General features: G+C 54.8%; 19 protein-coding genes. 11 read left to right on the top strand and 8 right to left on the bottom strand.

Annotation, left to right across the window (positions count from 1 at the left end; all coding sequences use genetic code 11):
- Positions 1–141: 141 nt before the first annotated feature.
- From G491_RS31385 to G491_RS0118140, 8 genes are all read left to right on the top strand, one after another.
- Positions 142–1,407 carry a (Fe-S)-binding protein gene (locus G491_RS31385; RefSeq protein WP_169829466.1) on the top strand — a complete coding sequence of 422 codons (1,266 nt, stop codon included), beginning with the start codon at positions 142–144 and terminating at the stop codon, positions 1,405–1,407.
- Between the two features lie 96 nt (positions 1,408–1,503).
- On the top strand, positions 1,504–2,502 hold the full coding sequence (locus G491_RS0118170; RefSeq protein WP_028315601.1) for a biotin synthase BioB: 999 nt from the start codon (positions 1,504–1,506) through the stop codon (positions 2,500–2,502).
- A gap of 20 nt (positions 2,503–2,522) precedes the next feature.
- Positions 2,523–3,476 carry an ABC transporter substrate-binding protein gene (locus G491_RS0118165; RefSeq protein WP_028315600.1) on the top strand — a complete coding sequence of 318 codons (954 nt, stop codon included), beginning with the start codon at positions 2,523–2,525 and terminating at the stop codon, positions 3,474–3,476.
- Positions 3,477–3,495: 19 nt separating this feature from the next.
- Positions 3,496–4,296 (top strand): ABC transporter permease, encoded by an 801-nt coding sequence (locus G491_RS0118160; RefSeq protein ID WP_028315599.1) that lies wholly within the window; start codon positions 3,496–3,498, stop codon positions 4,294–4,296.
- Positions 4,293–5,090, top strand: a complete 798-nt coding sequence (locus G491_RS0118155) for an ABC transporter ATP-binding protein (protein WP_028315598.1) — start codon at positions 4,293–4,295, stop codon at positions 5,088–5,090. Before G491_RS0118160 ends, G491_RS0118155 begins: the two co-directional genes overlap by 4 nt.
- A 135-nt stretch (positions 5,091–5,225) precedes the next feature.
- Entirely contained in the window at positions 5,226–5,447 is a 222-nt protein-coding gene (locus G491_RS0118150) for a ParB N-terminal domain-containing protein (protein WP_028315597.1), read from the top strand.
- Between the two features lie 100 nt (positions 5,448–5,547).
- Positions 5,548–6,957 (top strand): M14-type cytosolic carboxypeptidase, encoded by a 1,410-nt coding sequence (locus tag G491_RS0118145; RefSeq protein WP_028315596.1) that lies wholly within the window; start codon positions 5,548–5,550, stop codon positions 6,955–6,957.
- Positions 6,958–7,017: 60 nt separating this feature from the next.
- The gene (locus G491_RS0118140) at positions 7,018–8,214 is read left to right on the top strand and encodes an FAD-dependent monooxygenase (RefSeq protein ID WP_028315595.1); all 1,197 of its coding nucleotides are present in this window, start codon (positions 7,018–7,020) and stop codon (positions 8,212–8,214) included.
- Positions 8,215–8,223: 9 nt separating this feature from the next.
- Here G491_RS0118140 and G491_RS0118135 read toward each other — a convergent pair whose 3' ends face one another.
- From G491_RS0118135 to G491_RS0118100, 8 genes are all read right to left on the bottom strand, one after another.
- Complete coding sequence (locus G491_RS0118135; protein ID WP_028315594.1) at positions 8,224–8,640, bottom strand: hypothetical protein; 417 nt, start codon at positions 8,638–8,640, stop codon at positions 8,224–8,226.
- 124 nt (positions 8,641–8,764) lie between these two features.
- Positions 8,765–10,837: an ABC transporter ATP-binding protein gene (locus tag G491_RS31380; RefSeq protein WP_051327360.1), complete on the bottom strand. Its 2,073-nt coding sequence runs from the start codon at positions 10,835–10,837 to the stop codon at positions 8,765–8,767.
- Positions 10,838–10,860: 23 nt separating this feature from the next.
- Positions 10,861–12,636: an ABC transporter ATP-binding protein gene (locus G491_RS0118125; protein WP_051327359.1), complete on the bottom strand. Its 1,776-nt coding sequence runs from the start codon at positions 12,634–12,636 to the stop codon at positions 10,861–10,863.
- A gap of 28 nt (positions 12,637–12,664) precedes the next feature.
- On the bottom strand, positions 12,665–13,519 hold the full coding sequence (locus G491_RS0118120) for an EFR1 family ferrodoxin (RefSeq protein ID WP_028315592.1): 855 nt from the start codon (positions 13,517–13,519) through the stop codon (positions 12,665–12,667).
- 36 nt (positions 13,520–13,555) lie between these two features.
- Positions 13,556–14,503: an SPFH domain-containing protein gene (locus G491_RS0118115; RefSeq protein ID WP_028315591.1), complete on the bottom strand. Its 948-nt coding sequence runs from the start codon at positions 14,501–14,503 to the stop codon at positions 13,556–13,558.
- Between the two features lie 30 nt (positions 14,504–14,533).
- Positions 14,534–14,998, bottom strand: a complete 465-nt coding sequence (locus G491_RS31375; RefSeq protein ID WP_051327358.1) for an NfeD family protein — start codon at positions 14,996–14,998, stop codon at positions 14,534–14,536.
- A 27-nt stretch (positions 14,999–15,025) separates the two neighbouring features.
- The gene (locus G491_RS0118105; protein ID WP_084511577.1) at positions 15,026–15,925 is read right to left on the bottom strand and encodes an MBL fold metallo-hydrolase; all 900 of its coding nucleotides are present in this window, start codon (positions 15,923–15,925) and stop codon (positions 15,026–15,028) included.
- Between the two features lie 80 nt (positions 15,926–16,005).
- Positions 16,006–17,526: a tetratricopeptide repeat protein gene (locus tag G491_RS0118100; RefSeq protein ID WP_169829465.1), complete on the bottom strand. Its 1,521-nt coding sequence runs from the start codon at positions 17,524–17,526 to the stop codon at positions 16,006–16,008.
- 329 nt (positions 17,527–17,855) lie between these two features.
- Between G491_RS0118100 and G491_RS0118095 the strand changes: the two genes are divergently transcribed.
- The 3 genes from G491_RS0118095 (at position 17,856) to ade (ending at position 21,356) form a co-directional block, all read left to right on the top strand.
- Positions 17,856–18,617 carry an SDR family oxidoreductase gene (locus tag G491_RS0118095; RefSeq protein ID WP_015948492.1) on the top strand — a complete coding sequence of 254 codons (762 nt, stop codon included), beginning with the start codon at positions 17,856–17,858 and terminating at the stop codon, positions 18,615–18,617.
- Positions 18,618–18,686: 69 nt separating this feature from the next.
- Positions 18,687–19,613, top strand: a complete 927-nt coding sequence (locus G491_RS0118090; protein WP_015948493.1) for a diguanylate cyclase — start codon at positions 18,687–18,689, stop codon at positions 19,611–19,613.
- Between the two features lie 33 nt (positions 19,614–19,646).
- Complete coding sequence (gene ade / locus G491_RS0118085) at positions 19,647–21,356, top strand: adenine deaminase (RefSeq protein ID WP_028315587.1); 1,710 nt, start codon at positions 19,647–19,649, stop codon at positions 21,354–21,356.
- Positions 21,357–21,360 lie beyond the last annotated feature (4 nt).

Below are 21,360 nucleotides of genomic sequence, written 5' to 3'. Positions count from 1 at the left end.
AAAGAGCCAAGCGGATGAACATAGATTGTATCTATATCAAGCCTCGCGGGTATCATATGTTTGTATTTGCGTACGCCCCCCCTGTGGACTATAAGTTAATGTCCGTTGGTCATTGTACATACAAGCAAGCAAATGGCAACCATGAAAAACGACGCGCACCTGGAAATGATTAGAATGGAACGTAAGCTCTCTCCGCTTGAACGGGATCTGCCTTCAGCCCTAAAACAAGTAAACGACCTTTGCAACGATTGCGGCGCGTGCCTAAAAAACTGCGCTTTTCTACAAAAATACGGCTCCCCCGGCCAGTTGGCCAAAGAATTGGCTAACGCTTCCGCCGCCAACTTGTCTATGGCCTATGAATGCAGCTTATGCGGCCTATGCACCACGCTGTGCCCCCAGGGGTGCGACCCATCCGGCATGTTTTTCCAAGCCCGCCGGCAGGCGAACGCAGACCTTGGCGACGACAAAAGGCACGGAGTTCTTCGAAATTATGAAGCGCAGGGAACTTCGCCGCGCTTTACCTGGTACGCTCTGCCCCAGGGCTGCGACACGATTTTTTTTCCCGGATGTAATATCCCCGGGTCCCGGCCGGAAATCGTCAAACTCCTTTTTCTGCATATGCAACAGTTTATTCCCAACCTTGGCATTGTGATGGATTGCTGCTGCAAGCCTTCCCACGATTTGGGGAGAACGGATTTTTTCCGGGAAATGTTCGGGGAATTGCGATCCTATTTGCTGGACAACGGGATCCAAAAAGTCCTTTGCGCATGCCCCAACTGCTTCAAAGTGTTTTCCACGTACGGCGACGGCCTGGAAACCGAGATGGTTTATACGCTTCTTGACGAAAAAGGTCTGCCGCACGCGGAGAACGTCTCAGGCGAGGTTTGCGTCCATGATCCCTGCCCGTTGCGAAACGAAAACGCGGTCCATGAATCGGCCCGCAGCATCCTGCAGAAAAAAGGGCTGGAAATCTCCCGCCAACGCCGCGAGCGAAAAAAAACCATGTGCTGCGGGGAAGGCGGGGCCGTGCCTTGCATTGCCCCGGATCTGGCGAAAAAATGGTCTGAACTCCGGGTAAAGGATATCCAGGGGCGGCCATTAGTCACTTATTGCGCGGGGTGCGCTTTGTTTTTGGGCCGGCATACCCCGACGCATCACGTTTTGGACATCCTATACAAACCAAAGGAAACTTTGGAAGGCCGGGTTAAACCGGCCCCGTCGCCCATAACCTATTGGAACCGGGCTCAGTTGAAGAAATGGTTTCAAAAAAATTTGCCGGCGAAAATCGAACGGGAAAGAAGCCCGCAATACGGCGCTTCCAATGAAGGGGCCGGAGGAGCGGGGTTCAAGGGGGCCCTATATGCCTTTGCGGGCGGATTGTTATGCGGCTTTAAGAAAATCAAATAACCCGCCCTTGACGGCCCGATCCATAGCAGGTAGGTTTTGCGAAAATCTTATCGCGAATCCTTATCATATTGGCGGACTTTTCCGCCGGGAGTGTGTATGACCTGGAAATTAAAACCGGCTATTGAAGATATCCTGAAAAAGGGCGAAAATCTGGAGGATTTAACGACTCAGGAAGCCCTGGACTTAATGGCGCTTCCCTTGGAAAGTCCGGAAGTTTACGCTTTGATGCAGACGGCCGACGCTGTATCCAGAAAAACCTTTGGAAAAAAGGGAGAAAACCATTTTCATATAGGCCTGAACGTAGAGCAGTGCCCGTATAACTGCCTGTTTTGCTCTCTTACTCAAAAGGCCGACGTGTTTCAGGAAAAAATCGAATTCAGCGAAGAGCAAGTTATTGCCTGGGCCAAGTCGGCTGAAAAAGACGGCGCCGACGGCTTGAATCTCATGACCACAGGCACATACGGTTTTAAACGGCTTTTGGAAATCGGCAGGCTGCTTAAAAAGACCGTGTCCACCCCGCTTGTGGCCAATACCAGGGACATCACCCACAAGGAAGGCGAAGCCTTGCTGGAAGCCGGATTCCAGGGAGCTTACCATGCGGTGCGGCTGGGAGAAGGCCGGGACACGCCGTTCAAGAGGGAAAAGCGCATCGCCACCATTCAGGTTTTTTCCGACGTGGGACTGAGTTGGGCGAACTGCGTGGAGCCCGTGGGTCCGGAACACAGCCATGAGGAGATCGTGGACCTCATGTTTCTGGCCAAAAAGCACAAAGCCGCCTACAGCGGGATTATGCGCAGGATTAACTTCCCCGGATCTCCCATGGAAAAATTCGGCATGATTACGGAACGGGAAATGGCCCGCATGGTGGCCGTCAGCAGGCTTGTCATGGCGGACGTTCCCAAAGCCCATTGCACGCACGAGCCCCACACGGCCTCGCTCATGGCCGGGGCGAACCTTTTCTTCCCGGAAGTGGGGGCCAGCCCCCGGGACAGGGAAGCGGAAACCGGCCAGGGCCGGGGCAACGGAATAGACCGGTGCAAGGCCATTCATTGGGAAATGGGCCTTGATCCCGACCTGCCATCCAACGTTTTTTGATAAGGAAGATTAGCGTCGATATGTTTAAAAAGAGTCTGCTTGTGATTGCCGCCGCCGCTCTCGCTTTGACGGCCGCCCCGGCTTCCGCCCGGGAGTACAAAATCGGAACCTGGAAGACCGCCCAGACCATCCAGCCTTTTTATTATCAGGATTACGTTCCGGAAGGCGACCAGGTTAAGGTCTTTTCCTTCACCAATCCGGCGGACCAAAAAACCGCTTTGCTGGCCAAAAGCCTGGATATGTGCGGAACCACCCTGGCGCACGCCATTCATTCGGCGTCTCAAGGACAGCCGGTGGTGGTGGTTGCGGCTCTTTGCAATAAATGCTCCGCTCTGGTGGTCAAGAAGGACGGCCCCATTCAAAAGGTGGAAGACCTGAAAGGCAAGCGCATCGGCTACGTACCGGGCACCATGCACGAAATATTGTTGCGGGAAACCCTGACGCGCCACGGCCTTTCTCCCATCAAGGATGTGCAATTGCTCAGGGTGGACTTTTTCGACATGGGCACGGCCCTGGCCGGAGGCGGCATAGACGCGTTCCTTTCCGGCGAGCCTTTCCCGGCTTTGGCCGTGGACAAGGGATACGGACGCATTCTGGCTTATCCTTATTACGGAGATACCGTGGGGTCCATCAATGCCGGCATGCTGGTGCGCCTGGACGCCATCGAAAAGAATCCAGAGTTGGTGTTCAAGCTGGTCAAAGCCCACGCCAAGGCTACGGATTATTTAAACCAGCATCAGGATCAATGGCTGAAAAAAGCCTCCACCTTTGGGACTCCCTTGAACATTCTGGAAAAGGCCGCCCCTAACATGGAGATAGCCTGGGATATGGACCCGGATTTTGTAAACAGGGCAAAGGCCCTGGGAGAGCGTATGCAGGCCTTGGGAGTCATCCAAAAGCAGCCTGATTACGACGCTCTTTTCGACCTGACCTTTGTCAATCGCCTGAAGGATGAAGGCTACCCCAAACCTTGACGCCTAAGATGGTTTCGCCATGACCTTTAACAAGCCGAACGGTTGGATGAGCAGCTTCATCCCCTGGATTCTTCCGGCGCTGTTTTTTCTGGGCTGGTTTTTGGTCAGCCGATTTGAAATCATCCCGGCCTATCTTATGCCCTCCCCGCGGCAGGTGGGGGAAGCCGGGGTTATATATGCTTTTGGAACGCCCGGCGAGGGGCCGTACGCGGGCCGTTTTTGGATGGACGCCTGGGTGAGCTGCGGCAGGGTGCTTGCCGGCTTCTCTCTGGCTGCCCTGTTTGGCATTCCACTGGGGGTGTTGTCCGGCAGGGTGGACGCTATGCAAAAAATCCTTTCTTCCTCCATCAACGCCCTGAGGGCCATCCCCGGCATTTGCTGGCTGCCCCTGGCCATGGTCTGGTTCGGGATCGGCTATAAGACCACCTTGTTTTTAGTCGCCTTGGCGGCTTTCTTTCCTATTTACATCAATACCGCCGTAGGCGCCCGGCAGGTTTCGCCCCTGCTTTTTCAGGCGGGAGCCATGATGGGCGTCCGGCGCATGAATGCGGTGTTCTCCATATTGCTCCCCGGCGCCATGCCGAGCATCCTGGCCGGACTCCGCCTTGGCCTGGGGATTTCCTGGGCCTATCTGGTGCTGGGGGAACTGACCGGCGTGCCCAACGGCCTGGGCGCCGTCATCATGGACGCACGCATGCTGGGCCGGATAGACATTATTATTGTGGGAATCGTGCTCATCGCCTTATTGGGGCGTACGTCGGACCTGTTGTTATCCGGGGTGTTCCGGCTTTGCTTTAAAAGCGCCAGGAGGCTTGCATGACCACGCAGCTTAAACTCATACCCGGGCATAAAAAAGAACTTCAGGCCACGCCCGTTCTTCAGGTTAGTAAACTATCCAAAGTGTTTAAAACCGGGGACGGCCCCATGACCGTCCTGCAGAACGTCAATTTTCAGGTTGCGGAAGGCGAATTCCTGTGCGTATTAGGGCCCAGCGGCTGTGGCAAGACCACGTTGCTGAATGTGCTCGCCGGTTTTGAAAAGCCCAGCGCAGGCAAAGCCTTGCTGGAAGAAAAGCCCATCACCGAATCGGGGCCGGACCGTTGCGTGGTTTTTCAGGAAGACACCTTGTTCCCCTGGCTCACCGTTAAGGAGAACATCGCCTTTGGCGTGAAAGGCCTTTCCAAAAGGAAAAAACGCGAAAAGACCAACCATTTCCTGGACCTTGTGGGTTTGACGCCTTTTGGAGACTACCTGCCCCGGGAAATTTCAGGAGGCATGAAAAAACGGGTGTCCCTGGCGAGGGTTCTAATTCTGCAGCCCCGCATCCTGCTGATGGACGAGCCTTTCGGCGCCCTGGACGCCCAAACCAGGGAGGAGATGCAGGATTTGCTGCTCTCCCTGTGGAATCAGTTTCATCACACCATCATTTTCATCACCCACGATATAGACGAAGCCGTGGCCCTGGCGGACCGGATTCTTGTCATGCAAAAGGATCCCGGCATGATCGCCAAAGAAATTCGGGTGCGCCTGCCCCGTCCCAGAGAGCGCACGGAAGCCCCGTTCCAGGATTATTGCAAAACCCTGTATCAATCCCTAAAGAAGCCGCAGCCGTAATTTCAGTTGATTTTTATTCTCAAGTTCCGCACGTATCTTACCGAAGAATAGGCATCCAAACGTCAAATAATTTGTGAGGATGAAACATCCATTTTTTCTGTAACACATTAAAAACCTATTATTAAGGAGATAGAAATGGCTGATTGTGAATGTTTGGCTGGATGCCCCTTCTTCAATAGCAAAATGGCCAGCAGCATGACCGCTGTGGCTCAAAGCATGAAAAAACGCCTTTGCCAGGGAGACAACACCAATTGCGCCAGGTATCAGGTTTTCAAAAAACTGGGCAAGCCCAAAGTGCCCGCCGACCTGATACCCAACCAGACGGATCGGGCGGCCCAGATAATAGCTGCTGGTTAAGGCAAGGCCTTTAACCGGTATCTACTTGAAAAAATACGGCGGGGAGGTTATTGTCGCTTCATAAGTGTAAACAAATTCATCAGCGCTACATGGAGTGACCGTGCCAAAGACCCGCCTTTTAACCGCCTTATTTTGCTTGTTATGCCTGTTGTCGGCTTCTGCGTGCGACGATTCCGACTCCGCCCAGACTGTTGAAAAGGAAAAGTACACGGGCGTTTCCACAGACTTTGAATCCGGCGCCATCGGCCGCGTTGTCCGCAATGCGCCCCAGAACTGGGATATCTACCTGGCCGCTGACAACGGGAACGCCGATCTGCCCGATTCCTACCGGAATTGGTGGTACATCAAAGTAGAGGATTTCAATCCGGGCACGGAAGTCAAGCTCACCCTCAAAAACCGGGGGTGGGCCTATTATTACGCCCCGGTTTTTTCCTACGATAAAATCACATGGCATCGGTTCGACGAAACCGAGGTCACGGCCAGCGACGCCTGCGATGAAGGCATTGAAGACTGCTTTCTGGAAATCGCAACAGACCGGTTCGTCCAGTCCCCCGTATACGTGGCAAGGTTTTACCCCTACACCACGTGGGATATGTACGCCTACCTGGACCAGATAGAAGCCAGCCCATGGACGACGATAACGACCTTGGGGCGGACCAGCGGATACGGCGCCGACATCCCCTTTATCAAAATTGAAGATCCTTCCGTGGACGACTCGTTGAAACGGGCCGTGTGGATACACGCCCGCTCCCATCCTGCGGAAACCGCCTCGTCTTACATGCTGGAAGGCATGATCAACCAGTTTCTGGCCGACCTGGACGCGGGTTTGGATGCGGCCAAACACTTGGTTTTTTTCGTGGCGCCCATGCACAACATCGACGGGGTGATCAAAGGTAATTACCGCACTGATCTTTTCAGCCGGAACTTCGAGGTCATGTGGTACAGGGACGACGCCGATCCGCTGTATCTCACGGAAGACTCGCCCGTGGAATGCCGACTGCTCAATCAAAAAATGGCTGAACTGGCCCAAAACGCGGATTATCTCACCGGCATGGTGGGATTCAACCTCCACTCCTCCAACTCGCCCGTGGACACGCCGGCTTTCGCCTACCCCCACTTTGGAGATGATCCCGCAACCTACACGGCGAAAGAAATTTCGCTCTGGAAAAAATCCCTGTACCTGATTCATTTAATCACGCAGGAATATGGATTCTTTTCCGCGCCTCCGGCCGAGGGCGGGAGCAGCTTTGTGACCAAATACTATCCCGAATCCTGGTGGTGGGCCAACATGGGGGACGACTGCCTGGCCATCACCATCGAGACGGTGTACAGCAAAGGCGGCATGGATCATTGGCTGACCCAGGACGACATCCGGGACTTGGGAGTCGCGACCACCCTGGCTCTGTACGATTACGCCGCCGACCCGTCTGCCTGGGGCAAAAAGGCGATTAGCGCAGGCGGCGGCCTGCCCAGGCTCGGCGTTCCCAACGAGGATGTGAGCAAGGAGTGAGCCCTATAAGGACTTATTGAGTTTTTGAGAGACGTCCCCAAAAATTGTTAAGGAATATCCATGGTATACGACTTCATCTTTGTGGGCGCAGGACCGGCGGGGCTCACCGGGGCCATACTGGCGGCCCGGCAGGGCAAACGCTGCCTGCTTATTGAAAAAAAGAGCTCTCTGGATCTGCATCCCAGGGGGGAAACCCTGCGGCATCGGCCCATATTGGACGAGGTGCTGGGGGAAGGGGTGATGGATTCGCTGACCATCGCCTCCACAACCATCATAGAGTATTTTGCCCCCCTGCCCCGTGAGGTCGACCCCATCGTCCTGGACATGAAGGTTCCCAACCTCACCTTTGAATGGCATGAATGGATGCAGGCCTTCCAAAAACAAGTTCAGGAATTGAGCATCGACCTGAAACTGGGCGCGGAAGTCATCGACCTCACAATGGAGTCAGGCAGAGTAACCGGGGTGAAGTATCTCGACGCGGATGGGAGTGAAGCCTCAGCTGCAGCCGATGTGGTCTTCGCCAGCGACGGCCACGGCAGCCTGATAGGCCGAAAATTGGGCGTGGATTATACGGGCATCAACTATCCCATCGTAAAATCCAAGTTCAGCAACGCTCGCTTTGACTCTCCGGGCTTTAAGTTTTTCTTTCTTCCCGAGGGCTCCATGGATTTCGCCCCGAATTTTCCTCCCGCCCTGGCTTTTCTATTTCCCCGGGAGGGATCGAGCTGCGAAGTTGGGCTGGCGGTAATGGCCAGGGCCGCGCTCAAACTGGGCTACAAATTGCCGGGCCCGGATGACCTGCTCCAGGTTTTTGAGCAAGCGACCAGCCGCCACCCGGTGATGGGCGATATCCTGGCGGAAGCGTCGGCGGATCTTGTGGAGGCCACCATGCTGCCCATGGGCGGCCCCATGGAAGAAGTTATCCCCAAAGCAGGCGTGGTGCTATTGGGAGACGCAGCCGGGTTTGTGGAAATATCCGGCGGCAGCGGCCTGATTTCGTCCATGGAATCGGCCAAGTTCTGGGTGAATATAATGATTGACCAGCAGGCCAAAGCGGGCGAACCGGCGGAGCTTTGGGCTATCTCAAGCATCCAGGCTATGACCGAGGCTTACACCTCATCAGGCATCTTCCGGCACAACAAGGCCATTGCGGATGGGTCCAATATCTCCTGGGACTACGTGTTCACCAATCTGCGCAACAGCGAAAACATTATCGCAAGCTGGGGCATAATCGCCAAAGCCTTGGATATTTTTTGAATGTTATGATTATAGGGAACGCCCGAAATAATATTCCTCATAATGCTCTTCAACGTTGATTAGTAATTCCAATAATTGGTGTAAGGCATGCTTTTGCGCTGGTTCTAACCAATCAACTCCAAGTAATGATTCAATTTGCGGTGTAAGAAAGTATATGTCGGCGTCTGACAATAAAACATCATTCACTAATCTTGGAAGAAAATATAGATATGCTTCCGGAAGGATGAGGGCGCTGTCTATAAGCATCATTGATACATCCTCTTCCGACATGTCATCCCTACCAAGGCCGCCGAATTGAACTTCGATTTGCTCTCGCTCCTGATCACGACATGGCGTATCCTCTGTAATTCTATCAGGAATACTTATCTGACCGAACTCCTCCCATATTTTTTTAACAATCTGTTTTGCTCTCTGTTTTATTTCCAATGCAAGCCTCCCCCTCGACAGAACGCGAGATACCTTGCGAATATCATAAGCAAAGTCTTTGAACACACCTTAAAAATTTCACTCACTGCCAATTTTTAGAATGGAAGTCCCATCCTCAGGACCGTTAATTGGAAAGCACCTGGCGGAGTTTGTAGTAGTGGCCCTGCTTTTCCATGAGTTGCTGGTGGGTTCCGGTTTCCACAATCCGGCCCTGGCGCACAACCAGGATGTTGTCCGCTCGTTCCACGGTGGACAAGCGGTGCGCCACCACCAGGGTGGTGCGTTTTCCCGCGATCTTCAGGATGGCTTTCTGGATGGCCCGCTCTGTCTGGGGGTCCACGCTGGAGGTGGCTTCGTCCAGGATGAGGATTTCCGTGTTATAGGCCAGGGCCCGGGCGAATGATAATAGCTGGCACTCCCCAGCGGAAAGGTTGATTCCCCGCTCCGCAATGTGGTGATCCAGGCCTTTTTCCAGGTTGTACACAAATCCGGCTTCGGCCTGCTCCAGGGCTGAGGCTATTTTTTCTTCCGTAATTTCCGGATCGCCCAGGGTGATGTTGTCCCGGATGCTTCCCGCGAACAAAAACACGTCCTGCTGAATCAAAGCCATGTGGCTTCTGAGGGCTTTCAGGTCCCAGTCGCGCAGGTCTTTGTTCTCCAGCCGTATCCGGCCGGTCGCCGGATCGTAGAACCGGAACAACAAGTGCATGAGCGTGGTCTTGCCCGAGCCGGTCCTGCCCACCAGGGCGATCATCTCGCCGGGTTTGGCGCTGAAGTTGATGTCCTGCAAAATGGGTTTGTCCGCCTCGTAGCAGAAGCTCACGTCATCAAACGCGGCGTCGCCTTTTACATCTTTTACGGCTATTGGATTTTCGGCAAGGTCCAGGGTTTGATCCTCGTCCATGAACTCAAAGATGCGTTCGGAAGAGGCCATGGCCGCCTGCATGATGTTGTATTTTTCCGCAATATCCCGAAGAGGCCGAAAAAACGTGCGCAGATAGCTGATAAACGCCACCACCGTTCCAAGAGTGGCCTGCTCGCCCAGAACGCGGCTGCCGCCGTACCAGATGATGATGGCCAATCCCAGGTGGGAAAGGAATTCCATGACCGGCAGAAACACGCCGAAGACCCGCACCTGCCGCATTCCGGCCAGATAATTTTGTTCGTTGATCTTTTCGAACCGGGCCATTTGATGGGCTTCCACCGCATAAAGCTGGATGGCGGCCATGGCGGCGAATCGCTCCTGGCAAAACGAGTTGATGGCCGACACCGTGGCGCGCAACTGGCGAAAGGCGTCTCGAGCCAGGGCGCTGAACACAAAGGCGCAGATCACCACCACGGGAATCAAAGCGTAGCAGACCAAAGCCAGCCGCCAATCCATGTAGGCCATGACCACGATGATGCCCAGGAGTAGGAACATGTCCTTGAACACGGTCACCAGGACCGACTTGAACATTTCGTTCAGGTTTTCAATATCGTTGGTGGCCCGGGTGACCAGTCTGCCCACGGGATGCTTGTCGAAAAAGCTGAGCGACTGGGATTGAATGTGGGTGAACAAGGCCAGGCGCATGTCGGCCATGATGTTCTGCCCGGCTTTTTCAAGGAGGTTGTACTCCAGGTATCCCAAGTAAAAAGCGCCGGCGGCCAACACCAGCAATAGCAGGCCCAGGTTCATCACGCCGGTCAGGTCCCGGGCGCGCAGCGCCGCCATTTCTCCGGCAGGCAGGCTGTTGACCAGAATCGTGGGCGTGAACCAGTCCCCGTCCTTTGCCTTAATGGAGGAGCTTTCCAGCTTCTCGAGGATGGGCAGGGTCTTGGCGGTGGGCGGAATTTTATAATAGGTTTCCGCCAGGACGCCGCCGGTTTCCAGGACGTTCAGGTCCATGGGGTCCAGCTTGCGTGTATTGGTGTGGGAGATAAACCGTTCTTCATCCCGGGCGCCTGGCTGGAAAAAAGCGGCGTATTTTTTCACAATCGCCTGCTGCTCGACATCTCCGGCCTGGACCTTGTACCATGAGGCTATGATGTACCGGTCAATGGCCATTTTGGAGACGTAAGGCGTAGCCAGGGTGAAAATGGTGATGCCCACGCTCACAATCAGGGCGATGAAGATTATGCGCAGGTAGGGCTTGCCGTAGGGCCAAAGCCTTTTCAGCAAATTGAGGTCGTAAGCCTTGCCCAGCTTACCCTCTTCCATATGTCCGAATTCTCCGCGCATGATTACAACCCGTTGCTCAATTGCTGCCGCCGGTACAAAGCCGCGTACAGGCCGTTATGATCGATCAAATCCTGATGCTTGCCCGACTCAACGATGCGGCCCTTATCCAACACGAATATGTTGTCCGCCCGCTTTAGGGTGGACATTCGGTGCGTCACCAAAATGGTGGTCCTGCCCTGGCGGTGGGACAAAAGTTGGTTGACGATTTTTTCCTCGGTCCGGGTGTCCACCATGGACAAGGCGTCGTCCAAAATCAGAATGGGCGGATCTTCCACCATGGCCCTGGCCAGGCACAAACGCTGCCTTTGGCCCCCGGACAGGGTGATGCCCCGCTCGCCCACCAGGGTGTCCAGGCCCTTCTCCATCTCCAGGACTTCCTGGTCAAAGCTGGCTGCGGCCAGGGCTTCCAAAGCCCTTTCACGGGATATGTCCGGCCGGCCGAACACCACGTTGGCTTCAATGGAATCGGAAAACACCGTGGCGATCTGTGTGACGAAGCCCAGGCTGCGCCTAAGCTGGCCCAGGGGGATGTCGTGGACGTCCCTGCCGTCGAAAAACACCGCGCCTTCGGGCGGGTCCATAAGGCGCACCAGGGTATGCAGCAGGGTGCTTTTGCCGCAGCCCACCGGGCCGACAATGGCGGTGACGGAGCCTTTGGGGATTTCCAGGCTTAGATCGTCCAGGGCCGGTGCTTTTACGCCGGGATGATGAAAATTAAGCGACTTAACGGAAATTCCGCCGTCCAGGATGAGCTTTCCGTCGTCCGGCGCCCGGCTGACGATCTCCGGCATGGTGGTCAATATACCGTTGATGCGCCGCATGGACGCACCGCCGCGCTGCACCAGATTGGTCACCCAGCCCATGGCCATCATGGGCCATGTAAGCAGGTTGAGGTATACGGTAAAGGCCACAAAGTCGCCGATGCTGATCTGGTCCATAATGGCCAGCCTGCCGCCCAGGCCCACCACCACGGCCAGCCCCACGTTGGTGAAGATGGCCATGAGCGGATAAAACATGCCCAGGCTTTTGGCCAGACGCAGGTTCACCGCCACGTAATCCTGGCTTTTTTCGTGCACCCGCTGCCGGGTCCATTCCTCGCGGCCGTAGGCTTTCACCACCCGGATGCCTGCAAAGGCCTCCCGCACCCTTTCGGTCACATCGCCGAAACTGCGCTGGGTGGCTTCGTATCCCGCGGCCATTCTGCGGCTGAAGCGCCGGCTCGCCAAAACAACCAATGGCGCCGGAATCATGGCGATAAGGGTCAGAAGCGGGTGGATGTAGACCATGATGCAGATGGCCGCGCCGGCCATAAGGGTGCCGTCCAGCAGGGAAACCAGGCCGATGCCCGTGGCCATGCGGATGGAGTTGATGTCGTTGGTGGACCGGGCCATGAGGTCGCCGGTGGGCATGTCCTGAAAAAACGAAGCGGAAAGAGTCTGGATGTGGCCGTACAGGCGGGCGCGCAAACCGCGCTCCACAATCCGGGCGTGGCCCAGCAGCAGGGTGCGCCAGATGTATCGCACGGCGCCCGCGATTCCGGCCAGGCAGAGAATCAGCAATGCATAGGATAAAAGATCGGACGCCGCGGCGACCCTGCGTGTGAGGGCGTCCACGGCGTCTTTGATGATAAAGGGCATGTAAAGCTGGATCCCGTCCACAAGGGTCAGGCACAGGAGTCCTACAGCCAAGCCCTTCCAGTTATCCACAAAGGCCTTTTTAAGGGGGGCGAACTCTCTGAATGCTTCCCTGAAGGAAAGGCGTTTGGACTCTTTCTTCAATTAAACCTGGCTGCTGTTTGCTTAATATTTAGACCATAATCCGGGTCCCCGGATTCTTAACCGCTTTTTTTAAGCCTCTTAACACGCCGGCCATGGCAGACAAGTTTACGGTCCGGGCATTGGACTTGCACGTCCACAAGCACTGATAGCACCGATAGCACGTATCGTGATTGGTCGTGATCTTGCCATTTACCGAACTGATGCTTCCCGTCGTGCAATTTTCGACGCACATGCCGCAATCTTTGCAGGATTCCTCCACCCACGTCACCTTGGGCAGGGCTTTTTTCTGCATGGACACCGGCATCAGGCCGTCCAGAAATGTAATCACAGGCTTGGGGGAGCGCAAGTCTTTAATATCAAAGTCCTGAACGCCGCTTTCCACCTTGGCGGCTACGGAGCGCACGGCGGCCCGAAAATCCGCCAGAACCCGGGCGTCGGGCTGGCCTTTGCCAAAGTCGTCATAAAGGTCGCCAAGCCGTTGGTCCGGAGTCATCTTAAAATTGTGGGGCGAAAGCACAGAGGCGCCGCCAAGCACCTTTGCGCCCTTTTTCTCCACTTCCACGGCCAATTGGTGCGGAGCGTTTCCATCGAAAACCGTGCCGTAGGTTAAAAAAACAAAGGCCCCGGCGCCCGGAAAATTAGGCAGATTCCGAATCATTTCCATGGCCGGAACCGGAACTTGCCAAAAATGAATGGGCGTACCCATCAAAAGCAGGTCCGGGTTTCCGCCGGGAAAAATCCTGGGGGCTTTTTCCAATGGCGTCTGATTGACGGCCCAGCCCATGTCCTCCAACGTTGCGGCCGCCTCTTTCGCCAGGGTGGCGGTGTTGCCCGTGTTGGAATGATAAATTACCAAGGCCGTACGTTGCTTCTCCTGTGTCATGCTTTCCCCTCCTCCATTCGCGTAAGCATTGTCTGATTATTGGCCTATTGTCTTGGTGTCTTTTAAAACGGAGCCAATGGCCGCCAACACGCCCGACACGTCGGACAGGTCCGTGGGGACGATCATGGTATTGTTTTCCTTGGCGAGTTTGCCGAATTCCTGAAGATAGCCTTCCGCAATGCGCAGGTTCACGGCGTTCATGCCGCCTTCCTGGTTGATGGCGTCGGCGATTTCCCGAAGCCCCCGGGCAGTAGCCGCGGCGATGCGCAAAATTTCCTGGGCCTTACCGTCCGCTTCGTTGATTCGCTTTTGCTTTTCGCCCTCGGACCGCTCAATCAACTCCTGCTTATCGCCCTGGGCCCGGTTGATCTTGGCCTGCTTTTCGCCTTCGGACTCGGCGATCATGGCGCGCTTTTCCCGCTCGGCGCGCATTTGTTTTTCCATGGCGTCCTTGATGCTTTTGGGCGGCAGGATGTTTTTGACCTCGTACCGGGTGACTTTTACGCCCCAGGGGTCCGAAGCCTTGTCCACGGCGTCCACGATGGCGTTGTTGATGGAGTCGCGCTCTTCAAAGGTTTTGTCCAAATCCAGCTTGCCGATGACGCTGCGCATGGTGGTCTGGGCCAACTGGGTGGACGCAAATTGGTAATTGTTAATGCCGTAGGAAGCCTTGACCGGGTCCACCACCTGAAGGTACAAAATCCCGTCCACTTCCACGGCGATGTTGTCCTTGGTGATGCAGGCCTGGGGCGGCACGTCGATGGCTTGTTCTTTTAAAGTGTGCTTGTATTCCACGGAGTCAAAAAACGGCCACAAAATGTGAAAGCCCGCCTCCAGGGTTTTTCTATATTTTCCCAGCCGTTCCACGATGAACGCCGACTTTTGAGGAACGACTCGAGCGGTTTTAAAAAGAGTAATAACCACCAAACTCAGCGTCCCCAGTATTATGAGGGACCAAATAATGCTCGTAGGACTTAAGTTCATCTGCTTTCTCCTTATTTATTTTGGTTATGACTATTGGTCAGCGTTTTTTATTGGTTTTACGACAAGCGTAATGTTTTCCTGACGAACGATTTCCACAGGCTGAGATTCCTCTATCAACTCATCGGCCACAGCGTTCCAACGTGTGCCCCGGAACTCCACTTTGCCCGTAAAACCCGGCTTGATTTCATGAACGGTTACTGCTTTTTGACCCACAAGCTCGTCGCTGTTAAAAGAGCTTTCCCCGTCCATGGCGTTCCCTACAAAGGTTTTTTTCACCCATGTCCGCAAAAGCGCCAATGAAAGAACCGAGGAGATCAAGAACACGAACAACTGGGTGTTCAGAGAGGCGTCAATTACCGCGCACATGGCGCTGACCACCCAGGCGCCAATGCCGAAAAAAATCAAAATAATGCCCGGCACGGCGAACTCTGCAAGAATCAGAGCCAAGCCAATGATAAACCAAATTAAAATGGGGCTGGTAATTGCTTCGATCATGGGCGGGTCCTTTCATAAAGCAGCCGATCAGGCTTCCAAAGCCCTTTTTAGCAAAAGGCTGGTGTAGGACATCAGATTTTCGTCAGGAAAAAGCTCAAACATCCCAAAGGCGTGCATCCTGTGAGCCCAGTCCAGAGCGACCTCGTCTTCCGTACGCCCCTGGGCCAGTTGCTCTTTCATGTCCGCCTGCATTTCGTATGTTGCGGCAATGGCGCGATCCAGAAAAGCCTGGCAGTCGTCCGCGCCTTCCACAACCAGGTCGTGCCCAAGAGCGAGCCTTTCGGGATTGGTCGCCTTGAGCGTTTTCAAAGACTTCACAGACTTTTCAAAGCTATAAAAAAACATGGGGTAGACCTGGGTCAGGCTTCCCCCCAGGCCGGCGGCGTCCGACATAAGCAGGGTTTTGTCCGGCTCTACAAAAAAAGACAGGCTGCCCGGCGAGTGACCGGGCGTTGCAATGGCCTCTATAGTCACCCCTCCGAGATCCAAAACCCGCCCCGGCTCTATGATCTCGTCCAGGACCATGGGTTCCGGCGGAAGCATTTCCGGGCTGGAATCAACCAGATTCAGGCCCAGCAACACATCCCCGAACACCTTGTCTTCTATGACAAACTTGGTCATGACCTTTTCTTTGGCCAGGATGTCCGCCGCAATCTGCGAGCCGGCAATAATGAGTTCAGGGCTTTCTTTTTTCAGGGTCACAAAGCCGCAAACGTGGTCCGAATGCTCGTGAGCCACCAGCAGATATTTTAGCGGAACGTCCACGCCAATTTCCTGAAACTGGGCCATGGCCATGGGGGCGGCGCACGACAGGCTGCCCTCCACCAAAGCGCATTCCTTGTTTCCTTTGACTAAAAAAATCGGGTATCCCTGATTTACGAGTATCCACACATGTTCGGAAAATTGTTTTGGGTACATCTCTGCCATGATTGCTGCTTTCCCCTCCTATAAGGCTTTGGCGCCTTGCCGGGTTTCTCCGGCGGCAAGCCCCGACCTTAATTATTATGCTATGGCGTGATCAAAAAACGATAGCTTTGGCCTCCCAAATCAAGGGTTTGACCGAAGCCAATGTGCTCCGTCTCCGAATCTATCTTCCCGTCCTCATCAATGTCCAGATAAATGCCGTCATTGGTAAAATCCCCGTCATTGATCCGGGTGTCCGTAAGATATGCTGTGTAAGTCTGATCCTGAATTGTCACCGAGCCGCGCAACTGGGTCTGGCTGTAATGGCTGGCCGCGCCGTCCCAGTCGTTTTCCCTCATGTAAAACCAAATATTGAACGATTCTTTACCCTTGTACCGCTCGTGAATTGTGGAAAACGGAATACTGACGGCGGCCGCAAAAAACCCGGTTCCCTGATTCAGAATCGGGGGGCCGTCGTCCGAAAGGTCCCCGTTGTGGTTTTTGTCAAAATAGATCACGGGGTGGGGGCCGGAGCTTCTGTCCAGGGCGAAATAATAGGTGAAGCGGGGTACGCCCAACTCCATGGCGCCGTACCGGCGTTCTATCCCCTGGTAATCCGGCTCCTTTATGACCCCCTCAGGCCGAATGGGCGATAGCGAGTCCGTGCCTGGAATCCATGCGCCGTTGGGGCCTTTTGAGCTTGGCCGGACCGGCTTGAATTTAAGGGCGATGGAAAGGTTGACCACCTGGCTGCCCTCATCGTCGTAAACGGGCTTGGGGGGAGGATCATGCATTTTCCGAAAAGCCCTGGCCTTTTCCAGCAGTTCGGCGGCCTCCCCGCTCTTTCCTATGGAATCCAAAAAGCGGACTTTGTCCAGCATGAGGCTGATGGAATTGCCGTTGCCTTCGCCGCGTTGAACGTCCCAAATCCTGATGGCGTCGTCGTACATGGCTTCCACGTTATCCAGGCGCCCCTGCCTGATTTGTATCCGAATCAGGCCTTGCTTTGCATGGGCCACGCCCAGGTCATCAGGCTTGTTTCGATCCTCAGCCTCCTTCAAAGCCATTAAAAAATAGAGTTCCGCCTCGTCTTCCCGATCCTGTTTTTCCAAGGCGAAAGCCAGATTGTTGTACGCCCCTATTAGAGCTCTGGAAGCCAAAGACTCGGACTTCTGAATAAGGGACAGGGCCTGCCGGAAGTCCTTCTCCGCCTGATCATAGTCAGACTCGCGAAAGGCAAGGGTCCCGTGTTTGGTCAGTTCCAGCGCTTTTTGGTCGACGGTTTTTTCCTTATGCGCCTGGGGAGGCTTTTTTGCATTCGCCCGATTCCCGGCGATGTCGGCCTTTCTTTCTTTTGCCGACTGCTCCAAGGCGGCCCTTTGGGCCATTCGGGCTTCATGCTCCCTGGCCTGGTGCGATCTGAACACCACCAAAATGCAAACCATGACCAACACGACCACGATCATAAACGCGGCTACGGAAAAGGTTTTCGGCCCGGCTTGTTTATAATTCGGCAATTTGGGCGTTTCAGGGGGAGGCGGGGGAGACGCATCGCTGCCGGACCGATACTCTTGCCAAGACGGCGACGGCTGACCGGCCAGGTAGTCCTTCACTTCGGGCGCCATGAACCCCATGCCGCCAGAGGATTTATCCGCGCTTTTTTTTGTTAGCAGGCGAATCAGAGCGATCAGGATTATCGCCCAAACAACTGCAAGGACAATCCATAAGACAATCGAGACCCCCATTATTTCATTCGGCAAATGGTGAAAGTCCATAGCCTTCTTATCCTTTCAGGCCGGGCCTTGCCGCCGGCCGGAAGCCCCATCAAAAAATCTTTGGAACTCTACTATGATTGACAAGCTAGCCGACTTGGCGCCATTATAATCCAACTGTGAAAACCGCCTCTTCCAACAAGCGGGCATGCCCTTCATATATTCAATCAAGGAGGTTTAGTATGGTAGATTTTTCCCTTAAAGGCAAGTATGCACTTATCACCGGCGCCAGCAGAGGCATTGGTGAAGCTATTGCCATGGCCTTGGGGCAGTACGGCGCCCACTGCATTCTGGTGAGCCGAAAAATGGAAGCCTTGGAAGCCGTGGCCGCCAAAATGAAGGAAAAGGGCTACGAAGCCACCCCCCTCGCCTGCAACATGGGGTATGTGGATAAAGTGGATGCTTTGTTTGCGGAGGTGAAGGAGCGGTTCGGCAAAATCGACATTTTGGTGAACAATGCGGCCGCCAATCCGTACTTTGGAGATATGCTCGGCGCTGACGAAGGGGTTTGGGATAAAACATGGGCGGTCAACGTCAAGGGCCCCTTTTTCATGATTCAATACGCCGCAAAGCTCATGATGGAAACCCAGACCAAGGGCGCCATCGTCAACGTGGCTTCCATCGCCGGCATCCGGCCTGCGGAGTTCCAGGGCATCTACTCCACCACCAAGGCCGCCCTTATCCATTTGACCAAGGCTTACGCCAAGGAGCTGGCGCCCCACGGAATTCGCGTCAACGGCCTGGCGCCCGGCCTGACGGAGACCAAGTTCGCCAGCGCTTTGTTTACCAATAAAGAGATCTACGATCATGCAACGTCCGCCATCCCCATGCATCGCCACGCCGTTCCGGAGGAAATGGCCGGAACCGTGTTGTATCTGGTGTCGGACGCTTCTTCCTTCACCACGGGAGAAGTTATTGTAGTGGACGGTGGTATGGTAATTTAATATTATCCTAATCACCCCCTGTTATTTACTTACTATCAGCCCATTGGGCCTCTCGGAACGTAAAAAATAGTGGAAAACAAAAGCATTCCATTGGAAAGCGTTTTGATAGTGGATGACGACAAACCGGCCCGTGAGGCCCTGTACGAAATGGTCCTCACGGCCGGTTATAAAGCCGCTGCAGCGCCGAGCGCTGAAAGCGCCCTTGAAATACTTGCAAGGCATCCCGTCGAACTGGTCCTGACAGATATCCACATGCCGGACATGAACGGACTGGAATTGACGGCCGCCGTCAAGGAGCGTTTTGACGCGGACGTTGTGGTCCTGACCGGTTTTGCGGACAGCCATACCTATGAGGAAGCCATAGGAAGGGGCGCCAGCGACTTTTTATTGAAACCCGTAAGGCTGCCGGAGTTGAAGGCGCGCATTCAGAGAGTTTTTCGGGAGCGTAGACTCTGGAAGGAACGGGAAGCCCTGATGGAGCAGTTGAAAAAATTGTCCATCACGGACGGGCTGACCAACCTGTACAACCGGCGGCATTTTTACAGGCAGTTAAGCACGGAGGCCAACCGCGCGGAGCGTTACGGGCGGGTGCTGTCCCTCTTGTTTTTTGACGTGGACTCCTTTAAAAAGTTTAACGATACATACGGGCATCTTGCCGGGGACGAGGCGCTTAAAAGCATCGCCCGAGCCACGGAAAACTGCCTGCGCGTGGCGGATTCCATTTTTCGATACGGCGGCGAGGAGTTTGCGGTTGTATTGCCTGAAACCTCGGGCGAACAAGCGATTATTGCAGGCCAGCGCCTCAGAAACGACATTGATCAACTTCGCCTGCCAATTAGTGAAGAAGAAACGGCCAAAGTCACCGTCAGCATAGGAGTTACCGAGTTTTCCCCCGGAGAGGAAATGGAGCGTTGCGTAAAGCGGGCCGACATGGCCATGTACAACTCCAAGCGAAGCGGGGGAAACCAGGTCCAGTTTATCCCGCCGGATGAATAATTTTCTACACCTTATTTTGGAACATCAAACACAATGATAGACGATCAAGTTATTGCCGCCGCCAGGGGAGACATCCCTTGCGACCTTGTTTTAAAAAACGCACAGATAGTTAATGTTTTTTCAGGCGAAATTCAAAAAGGGGACGTGGCCGTCCAAGGCGGAAAGGTTGCAGCCCTTGACTCTCGCGACGCCAAAATAACGGTTGACCTTGAGGGGCGCTTTTTAACGCCCGGCCTTATTGATGCTCATGTTCATATTGAAAGCTCCATGGTCAGCCCGTATCAATACGCCCGCACGGTTATTTTGCACGGAACCACGGCCGTCATCGCCGATCCCCACGAGATAGCCAACGTGATGGGCGTGGATGGCGTTTCATACATGATTCAAGCGGCGGAAGGAGCGCCCGTCGGCATTTTCTACGCCGTTCCCTCGTGCGTGCCGGCCACGCACCTGGAAACCGCCGGCGCATCCCTGGAGACCAAGGACATCCTGCCGTTTCTGGAGCATCCGAAAATCGTGGGTTTGGCCGAAATGATGAATTTCCCTGGCGTCATCTACCGCGATCCGGAAGTGCTGGCAAAAATAAACGCCGCAAAATCGCATAGAAAAACCGTGGACGGCCACGCGCCGGGTTTATCCGGTGCGGATCTGCAGGCCTATCTGGCCGCCGGAGCGGCAAGCGATCATGAGTGCACCACCCCGGAAGAAGCCCTGGAGAAGTTGGCCAGCGGCATGCGCATCATGATCCGCCAGGGGACGGGCGCCAAGAACCTGAACGACCTGCTGCCTATCGTCACGGAGCAAAACAGCCGCAGAATCATGTTTTGCTCGGATGACAGGCATCCCTACGACCTTTTGGAGAAGGGCCACATCAACATTATGGTGGCCCGAAGCATCCGGCAAGGCGTGGACCCGGTGACGGCGATCCGCATGGCCAGCTTGAACACGGCGGAATATTTCGGCCTGAGGGACAGGGGCGGAATCGCTCCCGGCATGCGGGCGGACCTGTTGGTCGTACCCGATCTTGTGGATTTTCACGTGCAGGACGTGTACTCCGGCGGCGTTAAGGTTGTGGAAGACGGCTGCGGCCTGCCGTCCCCCATGGACCCGCCCCCCAGGCCCCAGACCAGTTCCATGAACGTGAACCTGGACAGCCTGGATTTCACCATCAAAGCCGGATCGGGGAAAGCCCGCATCATCAAGCTGATTCCCGATCAGGTTGTGACGGCGGCCATGACTGGGGATGTACTGCAAAAGAACGGCGAAGCCCTTTCAGACCCCGCCCATGACATTCTGAAAATCGCTGTTGTGGAGCGTCATAAAGGGACCGGAAACATTGGGCTTGGATTCGTCAACGGCTTTGGATTGCGAAAAGGCGCCCTGGCTTCCAGCGTGGCCCACGACTCGCACAATATCATTGTTGTCGGGGTTGACGACGTTGACATGAAAGCCGCCGTTAAAGCCGTAGCGGACATGGGCGGAGGGCTGGCCGCTGCAGCTGGGGGAAAGGCTTTGTCCGTCTGCCCTTTGCCCATAGCGGGCCTCATGAGCGACCAACCCATGGAGCAGGTGCGGCATAGCCTGGACGCTTTGATGAAAACAGCCGGAGAGCTGGGAGCCAAGGCGGAAGATCCGTTCATGAGCCTGAGTTTTTTAGCGTTGCCGGTTATTCCTGAGTTGAAAATTACGGACAAGGGTTTGGTGGACGTCAACCTCTTTAATTTTGTTTCACTTTTTGAATAAAGGT

It is taken from the genome of Desulfatibacillum aliphaticivorans DSM 15576, assembly GCF_000429905.1.
In the GTDB taxonomy this organism is placed as follows: Bacteria; Desulfobacterota; Desulfobacteria; order Desulfobacterales; family Desulfatibacillaceae; genus Desulfatibacillum; species Desulfatibacillum aliphaticivorans.
The sequence above is the reverse complement of the archived record's forward strand: the minus strand, read 5'-3'. Positions and strand labels throughout refer to the sequence as shown.

Excerpts from the sequence above, each read along its gene's own strand:
- G491_RS0118100 (WP_169829465.1), bottom strand. The coding sequence starts at position 17,526 with ATGGCGCCCGAAGTGAAGGACTACCTGGCCGGTCAGCCGTCGCCGTCT.
- G491_RS31380 (WP_051327360.1), bottom strand. The coding sequence starts at position 10,837 with ATGGAAGAGGGTAAGCTGGGCAAGGCTTACGACCTCAATTTGCTGAAA.
- G491_RS0118115 (WP_028315591.1), bottom strand. The coding sequence starts at position 14,503 with ATGAACTTAAGTCCTACGAGCATTATTTGGTCCCTCATAATACTGGGG.
- G491_RS0118155 (WP_028315598.1), top strand. The coding sequence starts at position 4,293 with ATGACCACGCAGCTTAAACTCATACCCGGGCATAAAAAAGAACTTCAG.
- G491_RS31385 (WP_169829466.1), top strand. The coding sequence starts at position 142 with ATGAAAAACGACGCGCACCTGGAAATGATTAGAATGGAACGTAAGCTC.
- G491_RS0118150 (WP_028315597.1), top strand. The coding sequence starts at position 5,226 with ATGGCTGATTGTGAATGTTTGGCTGGATGCCCCTTCTTCAATAGCAAA.
- G491_RS0118170 (WP_028315601.1), top strand. The coding sequence starts at position 1,504 with ATGACCTGGAAATTAAAACCGGCTATTGAAGATATCCTGAAAAAGGGC.
- G491_RS0118140 (WP_028315595.1), top strand. The coding sequence starts at position 7,018 with ATGGTATACGACTTCATCTTTGTGGGCGCAGGACCGGCGGGGCTCACC.
- ade (WP_028315587.1), top strand. The coding sequence starts at position 19,647 with ATGATAGACGATCAAGTTATTGCCGCCGCCAGGGGAGACATCCCTTGC.
- G491_RS0118105 (WP_084511577.1), bottom strand. The coding sequence starts at position 15,925 with ATGGCAGAGATGTACCCAAAACAATTTTCCGAACATGTGTGGATACTC.
- G491_RS0118120 (WP_028315592.1), bottom strand. The coding sequence starts at position 13,519 with ATGACACAGGAGAAGCAACGTACGGCCTTGGTAATTTATCATTCCAAC.
- G491_RS0118160 (WP_028315599.1), top strand. The coding sequence starts at position 3,496 with ATGACCTTTAACAAGCCGAACGGTTGGATGAGCAGCTTCATCCCCTGG.
- G491_RS0118095 (WP_015948492.1), top strand. The coding sequence starts at position 17,856 with ATGGTAGATTTTTCCCTTAAAGGCAAGTATGCACTTATCACCGGCGCC.
- G491_RS0118165 (WP_028315600.1), top strand. The coding sequence starts at position 2,523 with ATGTTTAAAAAGAGTCTGCTTGTGATTGCCGCCGCCGCTCTCGCTTTG.
- G491_RS31375 (WP_051327358.1), bottom strand. The coding sequence starts at position 14,998 with ATGATCGAAGCAATTACCAGCCCCATTTTAATTTGGTTTATCATTGGC.